This is a genomic window from Spiroplasma endosymbiont of Notiophilus biguttatus, from assembly GCF_964030985.1.
Classification (GTDB): Bacteria; Bacillota_I; Bacilli_A; order Mycoplasmatales; family VBWQ01; genus Spiroplasma_E; species Spiroplasma_E ixodetis_A.
The window spans coordinates 38,700-51,528 of the sequence record NZ_OZ034993.1; the positions used below are offsets into that span (position 1 = coordinate 38,700).

The 12,829-nt window shown below is 22.2% G+C and carries 21 protein-coding genes; 20 read left to right on the top strand and 1 reads right to left on the bottom strand.

Going from position 1 to position 12,829, the window contains the following annotated elements; all coding sequences use genetic code 4:
• Positions 1-28: 28 nt before the first annotated feature.
• From AAHM85_RS00225 to AAHM85_RS00245, 5 genes are all read left to right on the top strand, one after another.
• On the top strand, positions 29-1,165 hold the full coding sequence (locus AAHM85_RS00225; protein WP_342260519.1) for an alpha/beta hydrolase: 1,137 nt from the start codon (positions 29-31) through the stop codon (positions 1,163-1,165).
• A gap of 7 nt (positions 1,166-1,172) precedes the next feature.
• The gene (locus AAHM85_RS00230) at positions 1,173-2,165 is read left to right on the top strand and encodes a lipoate--protein ligase (RefSeq protein WP_342260520.1); all 993 of its coding nucleotides are present in this window, start codon (positions 1,173-1,175) and stop codon (positions 2,163-2,165) included.
• Between the two features lie 88 nt (positions 2,166-2,253).
• On the top strand, positions 2,254-2,733 hold the full coding sequence (locus tag AAHM85_RS00235; protein ID WP_342260521.1) for a hypothetical protein: 480 nt from the start codon (positions 2,254-2,256) through the stop codon (positions 2,731-2,733).
• The gene (locus tag AAHM85_RS00240) at positions 2,720-2,938 is read left to right on the top strand and encodes a hypothetical protein (protein ID WP_342260522.1); all 219 of its coding nucleotides are present in this window, start codon (positions 2,720-2,722) and stop codon (positions 2,936-2,938) included. The genes AAHM85_RS00235 and AAHM85_RS00240 overlap by 14 nt, the downstream gene beginning before the upstream one ends.
• 278 nt (positions 2,939-3,216) lie before the next feature.
• On the top strand, positions 3,217-3,609 hold the full coding sequence (locus AAHM85_RS00245; protein WP_342260523.1) for a hypothetical protein: 393 nt from the start codon (positions 3,217-3,219) through the stop codon (positions 3,607-3,609).
• Positions 3,610-4,047: 438 nt separating this feature from the next.
• Here the strand turns inward: AAHM85_RS00245 and AAHM85_RS00250 are convergent, their stop codons facing one another.
• Complete coding sequence (locus AAHM85_RS00250; protein ID WP_342260524.1) at positions 4,048-4,926, bottom strand: IS1595 family transposase; 879 nt, start codon at positions 4,924-4,926, stop codon at positions 4,048-4,050.
• A 158-nt stretch (positions 4,927-5,084) separates the two neighbouring features.
• Between AAHM85_RS00250 and AAHM85_RS00255 the strand changes: the two genes are divergently transcribed.
• From AAHM85_RS00255 to AAHM85_RS00325, 15 genes are all read left to right on the top strand, one after another.
• The gene (locus tag AAHM85_RS00255; RefSeq protein ID WP_342260525.1) at positions 5,085-5,273 is read left to right on the top strand and encodes a hypothetical protein; all 189 of its coding nucleotides are present in this window, start codon (positions 5,085-5,087) and stop codon (positions 5,271-5,273) included.
• A complete protein-coding gene (locus tag AAHM85_RS00260; RefSeq protein WP_342260526.1) occupies positions 5,260-5,928 on the top strand; it encodes a PD-(D/E)XK nuclease family protein in 669 nt (222 codons plus the stop codon). Before AAHM85_RS00255 ends, AAHM85_RS00260 begins: the two co-directional genes overlap by 14 nt.
• On the top strand, positions 5,915-6,091 hold the full coding sequence (locus tag AAHM85_RS00265; RefSeq protein WP_342260527.1) for a hypothetical protein: 177 nt from the start codon (positions 5,915-5,917) through the stop codon (positions 6,089-6,091). Before AAHM85_RS00260 ends, AAHM85_RS00265 begins: the two co-directional genes overlap by 14 nt.
• Before the next feature lie 198 nt (positions 6,092-6,289).
• Positions 6,290-6,559 carry a recombinase RecT gene (locus AAHM85_RS00270; protein WP_342260528.1) on the top strand — a complete coding sequence of 90 codons (270 nt, stop codon included), beginning with the start codon at positions 6,290-6,292 and terminating at the stop codon, positions 6,557-6,559.
• A gap of 9 nt (positions 6,560-6,568) precedes the next feature.
• Entirely contained in the window at positions 6,569-7,132 is a 564-nt protein-coding gene (locus tag AAHM85_RS00275; RefSeq protein WP_342261677.1) for a recombinase RecT, read from the top strand.
• Positions 7,133-7,147: 15 nt separating this feature from the next.
• Positions 7,148-7,309 carry a hypothetical protein gene (locus tag AAHM85_RS00280; RefSeq protein ID WP_342260529.1) on the top strand — a complete coding sequence of 54 codons (162 nt, stop codon included), beginning with the start codon at positions 7,148-7,150 and terminating at the stop codon, positions 7,307-7,309.
• Positions 7,310-7,340: 31 nt separating this feature from the next.
• A protein-coding gene (locus tag AAHM85_RS00285; RefSeq protein WP_425289706.1) for an IS3 family transposase occupies positions 7,341-8,461 on the top strand; the annotation gives its coding sequence in 2 pieces (ribosomal slippage) (positions 7,341-7,584 and positions 7,584-8,461; 1,122 coding nt in all).
• Positions 8,462-8,649: 188 nt separating this feature from the next.
• Positions 8,650-8,865, top strand: a complete 216-nt coding sequence (locus tag AAHM85_RS00290) for a hypothetical protein (protein WP_342260530.1) — start codon at positions 8,650-8,652, stop codon at positions 8,863-8,865.
• Between the two features lie 39 nt (positions 8,866-8,904).
• Positions 8,905-10,025, top strand: a protein-coding gene (locus AAHM85_RS00295) for an IS3 family transposase (RefSeq protein ID WP_425289706.1) whose coding sequence is annotated in 2 segments (ribosomal slippage) — positions 8,905-9,148 and positions 9,148-10,025 — 1,122 coding nt in all. Because the reading frame shifts where the segments join, the coding sequence is not laid out codon by codon here.
• 337 nt (positions 10,026-10,362) lie between these two features.
• The gene (locus tag AAHM85_RS00300) at positions 10,363-10,620 is read left to right on the top strand and encodes a hypothetical protein (protein ID WP_339040982.1); all 258 of its coding nucleotides are present in this window, start codon (positions 10,363-10,365) and stop codon (positions 10,618-10,620) included.
• 2 nt (positions 10,621-10,622) lie between these two features.
• A complete protein-coding gene (locus AAHM85_RS00305) occupies positions 10,623-10,808 on the top strand; it encodes a hypothetical protein (protein WP_342260531.1) in 186 nt (61 codons plus the stop codon).
• Positions 10,809-10,872: 64 nt separating this feature from the next.
• Positions 10,873-11,220 (top strand): transposase family protein, encoded by a 348-nt coding sequence (locus tag AAHM85_RS00310; RefSeq protein WP_342260488.1) that lies wholly within the window; start codon positions 10,873-10,875, stop codon positions 11,218-11,220.
• Between the two features lie 4 nt (positions 11,221-11,224).
• A complete protein-coding gene (locus AAHM85_RS00315; RefSeq protein ID WP_342260487.1) occupies positions 11,225-11,719 on the top strand; it encodes a transposase family protein in 495 nt (164 codons plus the stop codon).
• Between the two features lie 155 nt (positions 11,720-11,874).
• Positions 11,875-12,003: a hypothetical protein gene (locus AAHM85_RS00320; protein WP_342260532.1), complete on the top strand. Its 129-nt coding sequence runs from the start codon at positions 11,875-11,877 to the stop codon at positions 12,001-12,003.
• Positions 12,004-12,013: 10 nt separating this feature from the next.
• Positions 12,014-12,805: a hypothetical protein gene (locus AAHM85_RS00325; protein WP_342260533.1), complete on the top strand. Its 792-nt coding sequence runs from the start codon at positions 12,014-12,016 to the stop codon at positions 12,803-12,805.
• Positions 12,806-12,829 lie beyond the last annotated feature (24 nt).

Here is a 12,829-nt window from a genome sequence, read left to right on the forward strand (position 1 = left end):
AAATTAATTTTGAGAGGAATAAAATATAATGGTTAGTAATGAAAAATATTTAAAACTTAGAGCAAGAATGACTTTACCAGTTAAAGAAAGTAAATATAAAATTGCTTGATGATTAAAAATTATTTTGATATTTACTTTTCCATTATGGATTATTCCTTTTTTAATTACTAATTTTTTTATTGGTTTGATGATGCGAAATGTTATGGAAAATTTTCAACGAATTGGACGAAGTACTAATCCAAATTTTGATAAAATTGATCTCAATACTTTGAGTTTTTATAATCGAGATATGGAATTACAAAATTCTCTACAACTAATGATTGATGATAGTAATTGGGATATGATGGAAGCACAAGATATGACGATAACTACTTATGATAATCGCTTATTATCAGCTTTTTTCATTAATAATTATCAACCTAATAAAAATCATAAATGAATAATTGCAACTCATGGTTGACAACAAAATCGCTATAGCATTTTATATTTAGTTAAACATTTTTATGAACAAGGATATAGTATTGTTACTTATGATACAAGAGGTCATGGTAGTAATAATATCCATGATGCAATTACTTTTGGTAATAAAGAAGCAGATGATTTATATGCTGTTATTTTAAGTCTTAATAATTATTTAGCAGAAACAGATTTTAAACAACCTCCTAATATTACTTTAATTGGTAATAGTATGGGTGCCAGTACTGTTTTAGAAACAATATCTCGATTTGATATTGGTAAATTTGGTGTTAAATGTGCAATTTCTGATTGTGGATTTGATAGTTTTAGTCATATTATTAAAATTATGGGTAAACAATACTTTAATCTTCATTGATTTTGATTTTATTATGGTGTTAATTTTTTCTTTAGGTTAAAAGATAAATTTAATATTAATAGTATTGATCCTATTAATAAATTAAAATATTGTTCTTCAATTCCTGTATTATTTATTCATGGTAATGATGATGAAACTGTACCAGCAACAATGGCACAAAAAATGTATGAAGAGAAAATAAATTATGAAGAAGAAACAATAAGTGAATTATTAATTATGCCATTTGCTAAACATATAAGAGCCGTCACTACCGATTATGATACATATTGCAAAACTACTTTAATATTTGTTAATAAATGAACAAATATTAAAACCGAAGATAAAGGAGATTAAATTAATAATGATTTATTATATTAATAATAGCAAAGACCCATATTTTAATTTAGCAGCCGAAGAATATTTGATTACTAATCCTTATATAACTGATGAAATCTTATTATTATGACAAAATAATAATACTATTGTTGTTGGTAGAAACCAAAATACAATTGAAGAAATTAATAATGAATATGTAAGAACAAAAAAAGTTAATGTTGTACGAAGATTATCTGGTGGTGGAGCTGTTTATCAAGATTTAGGAAATTTAAATTTTACTTTTATTCTTGATAAAAATAAAAATAATGCTCGTAATTATGCTCTTTTTACAAAACCAATAGTTAATGTTTTACAAAATCTAGGTTTAAATGCTCAATTTAGTGGTAAAAATGATATTTTAGTTGATGATAAAAAAATATCGGGTAATGCCCAATATACATATAAAAATCGAATTTTACATCATGGTACTATTCTTTTTAATGTTGATATGCAAATGTTACCAAAAGTATTAAAACCTGATTTAGATAAATTAAAATCAAAAGGTATTAAATCAGTACAAGCACGAGTAACAAATATTTTACCATTGTTAAATCCACCAATAACAATTGAAGAATTTCAAAATTTAATTATTGAACAATTAAAAAGTACAAAAAATACAAAGATTATGGAATTTTCTGAAAAAATGATTGCTGATATTGAATCATTAGCAAATACTAAATATCGAACTTGAGATTGAGTTTATGGTAAATCTCCAGATTTTGATTTAAAACATAAAACACTTTTTCCTGGTAAAGGAACTATTCACGTTTGAATGAATGTTAAAGAAGGAATCATTGAAAATATTAAAATATATGGTGATTTCCTAGGGTCAGCAGGTACTACTAATTTAGAAAAAAAACTAGAAAAACAAAAATATAATTTAGCAACTATTACTAATATCATTGAAAATGCTAATATTAATGAAATTTTTGGTGAAAATTTTCTTACTGAAGAAATTATAAAAAGTATAATAAAATAATGCATAAAATTCTTATTTATGATATCCTTATTTTTATAACTAATATTGAAGAGGAAATATGAAGAAATATTTATGGATTTTATTTATAATGTTTATTTTTATAACACCAATTAGCAATGTTATTACATTTTTAGTAAATAATAGTTTTGATCAAACAAATAGTATAAATGAGATTCTTTATCCAACACGTGGTTGACCAAAAAAAGATAGAAATCAATTAAATGTTTGACAATTTTTATATCAAGATGCTATTGATAAAGTAGGTAAAGCTAATGATAATATTGTTAATGGTTTTAATAATTTTTATCTTGCTGAATTTGATAAATACCTTGATTCAACAAGTAAGAATGTTGGTAAACCTGGTTATGATGAAATTGGTATACCAACAGTAGATATTAATGATTATATTAATAATCAAATTATTCATTCACAATCAATATATATATATATGGCCTTAACCTTACGAACATATTTTATTGAATTTACTATTAATAAAATTAATGATCCAAGTAGTAATTATATTAATGCAAATGAATATTTAAATTTATGAGTTATTGAAATATTTTAAAGCTGGTTTTTATTTTCAATGAGTTAAAATTTGAATTGAAGATTTAGGTAGAACAATTGAAAAATCAATTGATATTGATTTTTATACTTTTGATAAATATGTGGAACGAAATAACAAAGGTGAATATATGTGAAATAAACCGCCCATTGCCAATACAGTAAAGCCACTATTAATTTTGGATTCTGATATGAAAAAAAATGTTTAATCAATTATATGAAGAAATTTTAAATAATAATTTACAAGGGAAATAAAAATGATTATTTTGGAAAATATAAGTAAAAATTATGGTAAAAATCAGATTTAAAAAATATTAATTTAGAGATACCTGCTTCACAATCACTTGCTATTTTAGGTGCTATTCAAGATGGTTATTGACCAGTTGGTACACGAATTGTTGATTTAATTAAATTTTATAAAAATAAAAAATATATTAAAAGTGAAGAAGGTAAAGGATTAATTGATGTTTTTGAGTTAAATGATATTTTGAAAAAAGAAATTTCTTTACTTTCGGGTGGTCAAATACAAAGATTTAATTGTTTTTTATCAATTTTAAATGATCCTGAAATTTTAATTTTAGATGAGTTAGTTACAGGTTTAGATTTAAAAATGCAAATTAAACTTGTTAATTTTATTAAGTCATGAAAAGAAATTAAAAAAATTAATTTATTAACGGACTTCTCCCCACATGTACTTGTGGAGGGAACAATGAAACTGAATGAGTTCAACAATGTTTTTCAAACTGAACAGCAATGTCTTGCATATATAGCAGGACGCATTAATTTAATAGATAGATTTAGAAATAACAAAGAACGATATAACTATCGTTCTTTTTTTGTTAAAAGATTAAAACTTAATAAAACTGTCGTAGAAGTCTAATAGTGAGTACTTTATGTAAATACTTCTATATCAGGATAAAAGAGTGATTTATTAAAGTTAATAGAATTGTTGTTGTATGAAATTGAAATTAATTTTACATAGAAATACAACAACCATAAACCCTGTTCTTTAATTATTTTTAAATCATTACACATAAAGGGGGTTATATATATAAATACATACCCTATTAACAATATCATAACATAATAAAAAAAATAAAGGAGAAAAATAAATATGAAATATGTTTACTTATTACAATATACAGTTAACTATACAGATGTAATTAAACAAAAAGTATTTTTAACTATAGAAGAAGCAATTAATTTTCACAGAAATTATAAACATCATCTATTAGAAGATGCATATATTACCCATTATGAAATATTAGTATTGGAATTAGACATAAATTTACGGAATTTTACGCTTATTGGTTAACACTTAATTCTTAATAAATAATTTAATTATGATATTTTTAAATGTGATTTTTTCTTTACGGTTATTATATTTAAAACAAAATTCATTTAAATAAGATTGGAGTCATTTTTTTGAAACTCAATGAAATTGGCCGATAAAACCTCTTTTTAATATTGCTCAAAAACTTTCTATTGTATTTGTATGAATACCATTATAAGAAAAATATTTTTTGTGATTAACTTGTTCATGTGGTAAAATTTTATTCATTTTATAATATCCACGATATTCATCAGTAAAAAGAATAGAATTGTTAATATCAACATTTTCTTTAACTATTTTCATTAAATCTTCAGATTTAATACTTTTATTTTTTGCATGAAATAATTTAACATTACCATTTCGTTCAATAATGCCAACAACACACTCTTTACTAGTTCCTCTACCACGTAATGAGTTATTTTTATTATCAACATCATTATATTTACGCGGTTTTCCACCCACATATGTTTCATCCATCTCTAATATTTTTGCTAATAATTTAATCTCATCATTAGCCATTGCCTTTCTAATTTTATGCATCATTTTTCATACAGTTGCTAAACGTAAATTTAAGTCTCTTGAAGCTTGAGATGATGATAAACTTTTTTTAGCATTAGCCATTAATACTATTAAAATAAATCACTTTTGAAGTGGTACACGTGTATGATGAAAAATAGTTTGAGCAGTTACACTAAAAGACTTATGACATTTTTTGCATTTATAACGCGACTCTTTTAAAACAGAGTTAACTTTTTCACTAAAACAAAAAAGACATTTTGGTTTGTTATTTCATCTTATTTCTTCTAAAAATTTTATACAAGATTCTTGGTTTGGAAATTTATTTATTATGTCTAAAATATTCATTTTCAATCACCTTTAATTAGATTTTATTTTACTAATATCTAATTATAGTTTTCAGAAATAATAATGTATATAAGTTATTGCCAATAAACGTAAAATTCCGTAAATTTAAATAATAAGGAATTAAATAAAAAACTTAATTAATGAAAGGAAAATAAAAAATGAAAATATTTACAGTTAATCAAGAATCAATTAATAAAGGAATAATAAATAAATATTTTGGATTTGATATTGTAACTACAGAATTAGTAGCAGAAGTTATTAAAAGAACTAACGTTATTAAGATTGATGATATCATTTTTAAACTTGATAATCGTGTCAAAGGATTTTGTTTAAATGAATATGCCTAAATTAATTTTTAAAAAAGAAACACATCAATATTTTTTAGAAGATAAAGAATTAATATCAGTTTCTAGAATTATTGATAATTATTTAGGTTTTGGCTATAGTCATATAGCGCCAGAAGTATTAAAAAATGCATCAGTTCGTGGTAAATGAGTTCATAAACTTAATGAATTATATTTACAAAATATTAATGAAGAAAATATAATTAATAATTTATTAAAAAAATTAAAACCATTAACTAATAATATAAATTATTCTTATTGTAAAAAATCACTTATGTTTTTAAAAGAAAAATTTAAAGATAAAAATAATTATGAATTTATTATTGAAAGACCTATTAATGATAGTGTAATTGCTGGAACTCCAGATTTAGTTTATTTAGATAAAAAAGAAAATAAATATTATTTAGTAGATTATAAAACTTATGCTTGTATTGATGAAGATAAATTAAAAAGAATTAAATTACAATTAACTGCTTATTATTGAACAATTAAAAGTGGTCAAGTTGGTATAGATATATCAGATAAAACTTATGTTTATTTAACTAATAAAAATACTCAACAAGAAATAGAAATTGAAGTCACAAATGAATTATTAATTGAATGATTTAAGGCAAAAAATAAATATTTTAAAGGAGAAGATAAAAATGAAACCATTTAATGAAATAAAAAATGAATTAACAATTAAACAAATTAAAGAAAATATTTTCTATTTAAATCAATTAATAGAAAATGTTGAAGACCCAGTTATTGAATTTGAAATTAGAAAACAAATTAAATATGAATTAAGTTTATTAAAAACAAGGATAAATAAATATGAATAAATGTAAAAAATGTAAAAAAAGAATTTGATTAAGTAAATATTGATGTATGAAATGTTTAGAAAAAATAGTTGATGAAATAGTAAGTAAGGATGATAATCATGGATAAATCAATTTTAATTTTATTAAAACATATAGGCAAAATTAATAAAAAATTAGATGAAATTTTAGAAATATTAAATAAAAAAGGAGAACAAAATAATGAGTAATACTAAGAATGAATTAAAAATTCCTAATTTTATTAAAAGTAATAAAGAAGAATTATTAAAATTTAGAAATTATTATGAAATGATTATAAATTCTAGTAAAGATTTAAAAAATATGAATACACAAAGTTTAATTAATGCATTAATTAATTTATATAAATTAAATCTTTCAATTAATCCAATTAAAAAAGAATTAGCATTAATTCCATATGGTGATGAATTACAAGTTCAAATACAAGAAGATGGTTGATTAAAATTATTATAAAGAACTGGATTAGTTGTTGATTTTCAAAGAGAAAAAATAACATCAGCACATAAATTTAATCAAGAAAATAATAAATGAGAAATTAATCCAGCATTAATTTTTGAAAGAAAAAATATTAATACAATTGGTTATTATTGTTATATTTCTCTTTTAGATAAAAATGGTAAAATTAATAATTTTTATAAAGGAATGACTGTTGAAGAAATTAATCAACATAAAGATAAATATGGCAAAACTTATAATAAACATAGTAAAGAATGAAAATTAAATCATATATGAAATACTGCTTTTGACCAAATGGCTTTAAAAACAGTAGTTAAAGCATTAATTCGTGAAATAAATAAAACACCAATTATAGTATTAAATAATCAAGATGATATTAATTTAGCACTTCAATTAGACCAAAGTGTAGTAATTGATGAAGAAACAATTGCTTATAAAGATAATACTGGTGATGAAGTTAAAATTATTAATTCAAATAATAATATTGATAATACTGATATAAATTCTACTTTATCTAAATTAAAAGAATTAGAAAAAGAAGAAGAAATTATTGAAAATTTTGAAGTTTAATAAGGAGAATAAATAATGGAAATGACTACTCAAGATATTATTGATGAATATAAAAATGAATATAAACAAAATTTAATTTTTTGATTAAATAAACAAATTAATATTTGTTTATGTGATTCTTTAAAAGAAGCATGGATCGGCTACAATTTATTGGACACTAATTATGTAGACAAATAACAATATTTGTTAAAAGAAAGGAAATATAATTATGGCCAATATTACTTCATATACAGATGAATTTAAAAAACAAATAGTAGCTTTATATCAAAGTGGCAAATCAGTATCTTGTCTTGTTAAAGAGTACAATGTTACAAGAGCAGTTGCATATAAATGAATTAAGCAATTTACTAATTCGGGAAGTTTTAAAACTAAAGATAATCTTTCTGATTTAGAAAAACAATTAATTCAAATGAATAAAGAATTAAAACAATTACGAATGGAAAATGATATTTTAAAGCAAGCAGCACTAATAATAGGCAGAAAGTAGAGATTATTGCAAATAATAAATGAAAATATAAGATTCGCCCAATGTGTCGTTTTTTAAAAATTTCTAAATCAACATATTATTTTAATTTAAAGAAAAAAGAAGATAAAATCAAAAATAATATTTATGATCAAGCTGTTATTAGTGCTTTTAAAGAAAACAAATGTGTTTATGGAACAAGAAGATTAAAAGTCATACTAGAAAAACAAGAAATTTATTTATCAAGAAGAAAAATTAAAAAAATTATGGATAAACATAATTTAATGTCAAAATACACTAAATTATCATTTAAAAATCATCGTAATAAAGTAAATAATGAACAAATCACTAATATTGTTAATAGAAACTTTAATAATAGAATTAAAAATGAGGTGATTGTCAGTGATCTTAGTTATGTTGAAGTTAATGGTAAATGAAACTATATTTGCTTATTAATAGACCTATTTAACCGCGAAATTGTTGGACATAGTGTAGGTACTAAAAAAGATGCATCATTGGTATATCAAGCATTTATGCAATCAAATCGCTGTTTAAAAGATATGCAAATATTTCATAGCGATCGAGGTAACGAATTTAATAATAAAATTATTAACAAACTTTTATTAGCATTCAATATTACCCGCTCTTTAAGTAAAAAAGGTTGTCCTTATGACAATGCTGTTGCTGAAGCAACTTTTAAAACTTTCAAGACTGAATTTATTAATGACAAAAAATTTACATCATTAATACAGTTAAAATTAGAATTATTTGATTATATCAATTGATATAACAATATAAGAATCCACAGCACTTTAAACTACTTAACTCCCATTAAATATCAAGAAAAAATGTCTACCAAAAAATAGTCCTAAAAAGGGTTGCCATTTCAGCAGGTAAAATTACTGCTTATTATAAAGTACTTGAATTTATAGAAAAGGAAGAATAAGTAATGAATAGATGTACATGAACTGAAACAATAACATTTGAAAAATTTATTCATGAACCACATTATGATTAAATTAAAAATGAACAAAGACAAAGACAATGTGAAAATATGACAGATGAGCAATTTGATGAATATGGTAGAGCATATTGTAAAGAACATAGAATTAAAGTTGATGAAATTAATAAATCAAGACATAAAAATTGTATTAATAAAGAACAATTAATTGAATATTTAAATAATCATTTACTTTTAGATATGGAATTAATAATTGAATATTTAGAAAGAGGTGGATCGGCTACAATTTATTGGACACTAATTATGTAGACAAATAACAATATTTGTTAAAAGAAAGGAAATATAATTATGGCCAATATTACTTCATATACAGATGAATTTAAAAAACAAATAGTAGCTTTATATCAAAGTGGCAAATCAGTATCTTGTCTTGTTAAAGAGTACAATGTTACAAGAGCAGTTGCATATAAATGAATTAAGCAATTTACTAATTCGGGAAGTTTTAAAACTAAAGATAATCTTTCTGATTTAGAAAAACAATTAATTCAAATGAATAAAGAATTAAAACAATTACGAATGGAAAATGATATTTTAAAGCAAGCAGCACTAATAATAGGCAGAAAGTAGAGATTATTGCAAATAATAAATGAAAATATAAGATTCGCCCAATGTGTCGTTTTTTAAAAATTTCTAAATCAACATATTATTTTAATTTAAAGAAAAAAGAAGATAAAATCAAAAATAATATTTATGATCAAGCTGTTATTAGTGCTTTTAAAGAAAACAAATGTGTTTATGGAACAAGAAGATTAAAAGTCATACTAGAAAAACAAGAAATTTATTTATCAAGAAGAAAAATTAAAAAAATTATGGATAAACATAATTTAATGTCAAAATACACTAAATTATCATTTAAAAATCATCGTAATAAAGTAAATAATGAACAAATCACTAATATTGTTAATAGAAACTTTAATAATAGAATTAAAAATGAGGTGATTGTCAGTGATCTTAGTTATGTTGAAGTTAATGGTAAATGAAACTATATTTGCTTATTAATAGACCTATTTAACCGCGAAATTGTTGGACATAGTGTAGGTACTAAAAAAGATGCATCATTGGTATATCAAGCATTTATGCAATCAAATCGCTGTTTAAAAGATATGCAAATATTTCATAGCGATCGAGGTAACGAATTTAATAATAAAATTATTAACAAACTTTTATTAGCATTCAATATTACCCGCTCTTTAAGTAAAAAAGGTTGTCCTTATGACAATGCTGTTGCTGAAGCAACTTTTAAAACTTTCAAGACTGAATTTATTAATGACAAAAAATTTACATCATTAATACAGTTAAAATTAGAATTATTTGATTATATCAATTGATATAACAATATAAGAATCCACAGCACTTTAAACTACTTAACTCCCATTAAATATCAAGAAAAAATGTCTACCAAAAAATAGTCCTAAAAAGGGTTGCCATTTCAGAGGTGTATTTGATAATGAATAAAAGAGATAATGAAATTTGAAAACAATTATATTATTTATTAGAAGAAATTATAAAAATTAAAAAAGAAATAATTGAAATTAAAGAAAATAATTAATATTTTTACAAGCAAGTGAATTTAATAATATTGTTTTTGAAGAGGAATGAAAACAAATAATTAAATTTATAGAAAATGGAGAATTTGATAATGAATAAAGATAATTTAAAACCATGTAAACATTATATATATTATAACGTAGAATATTATTATTTTGGAGAATGTGATATGTGTGATTAAGAAAAGGATGTGAAATAATGAGAAATATTAGAACTGAATGATTTTATAATGAAAAAAGTCCTAAAGAAATAAAATGTCCAACTGTTGGACTATTAAAAAATAAAGAAGATGCTTTATGTTATTTATTAGCATTAAATTTATATCCAAAATTATATCCACAATATATTTATTATTCATGAATATTAGAAAATAATCAAACTGGATATTTAATTATAGTTGGTAATAATAGAGATACTATTGGTCATATGCAATTTAAATTTATAAAAGGAGAATAAACATGACTAAACGCGAATTTTTAATTAAATGAAATGTAGATGAAAAATTATGATTTATTAATAATGTTGAATTTTTACATTCAGATACACATATAATTTTTAATTGAAGTGATAATTATTTAAGCATTGATTATTATTCAAAAGAGATGAAAAAATTTATAGAACTATTAAATAGACTTACTGCATAACTAGTTAACTTTTTATTTTTTTGTTATTATTAAAATAAAATTTGAATAGTTAAGGATAAACTTTATGACATATTTTGAATTAAAAGATAAATCTGATCAATATTTTCGTAAAATAGTGGGTATTAATAAACTCGTTTTTAACGAAATTTTAAATATTTTATTAGAACATCAAAAACTCAAAACTACTATTGGTGGAAGGCCATATAAAATGTCAATAGAAGATCGACTAGTAATGAGTTTAAGATATTTATATGAAAATCGTACATATCATAGTATTGGTGCTGAGTATGGTATGGTTGATACTACTGCTTTACGAAATATTCGTTCAATTGAAGATATTTTAATAAAGAATAATAAGTTTAATAATTTAACAAATAAAAATATTTTTTTAAAAAGAAGAATTAAAAAATAAAATTTTGATAATTGATGTAACAGAGGTAGAAACAGAACGACCAAAATATAACCAAAAAGATTGATTTTCTGGTAAAAAATGAATGCATACTGTTAAGTTTCAAACCGTAATTAATGCAAATACTAATGAAATTTTAAATATTTTTTCTGATATTGGTAAAAATCATGATTTTAAAACTTTTAAGAATTCAAAGTTAAAGTTTTTACCAGAAACTATAATTCTTGCAGATAAAGGTTATCAAGGTTTACAAAAAATTCATGCTAATACATTTTTACCCATTAAAATTAGCAAAAATAATCCTAAAACAAATAAAACCAAAATCTTTAATAAGATTATTAATAAAACTCGTAGAAAAATTGAACATGTTTTTGCATTTTTAAAATGTTTTAAGATTATTGGTTATAAATTTAGAAAAGCCAGAAAACGAATATTTTTAAGATTTAATTTAATTGCAGGATTTTATAATTTATCATTAAAACTTAAAAACGTTATGCAGTAAGTCTAATGATTTAAAACAAATTAAAGGAGAAAAAAATGGATTATAAAGAAAAAATTAAAATTAGAATTCATGAATTTGAATTATATGATTATCAAGTAAATACTTTATTAGATATTGTAAGAGAAATGTTAAAAGCAAATAAAGGAGAATAAATAATGAAAAATTATAAATGTACAGATTGTAATCATACAATTGAAATGGATAAAGAAAGTTTAAAGCAACATAATAAAATATGTAAACCAAGAATGGAAAATTGTGAATGTAGAAAAGTAAATTTTAATTAAGGAGAAAAAAATGGAAACAAATAATTATACATTAACAAAAATAATACGCTCTTCAATTAGTCCATTATCAGCAATGATTGGTACAAGTGCTTATTATGGTCAACTTATAGGAAATCCAATATTAGGTTCAATTAATAGTTTATTATTTGGTAAAAAATTAGGTTTAGATATATGAAGTTTAAATCAAATACCAAGTACAAAAACGAAATTAATTAATAGTAGTAAAAAAATATTATTAGGTTTAGGAACAATTGGATTAGCAAATTATGCTAAATTTACTAATACAGATATTAATCCTAATCCAACTGAAAGTCCAATAACAACTACTACTATTGACCCATTTCCACCAAATTTATTATTCAGCAATCCAAATACTACTGATAATCATTTAATGGATTGAGATACATATTTTTCTTTAAATGCTTATGGTATTTCAAATCTTATTAATGGTATTACAGAATTAATTCCTAATAGATTTGAAGCTATACGTAAAATAGCAAATATGAGTAATGGCGGTTGTTTAATTAGTAGTGGTGTTGCTATGGGTATACATAATGATTTTAATAATGCTTATGCAATTCCTACCATAATTGCTGGTGCAAGTGAAATAATTCATAATTTACTACCTATTGAAACAAATCATAATCAAGAAATGCAAGAAACACCATTTAATAATGAAACTGCAAGAATAATTAACAGTGAAACTGTAAGTCAATATTATGGTAGTGATAATATGAGTGAAGTACAATTAAATTTTGATAATGCTTCACTAAATTGAGATTATAATCATATGAGTTTATAAATAAGTAAAAATGCCTTTAATAGG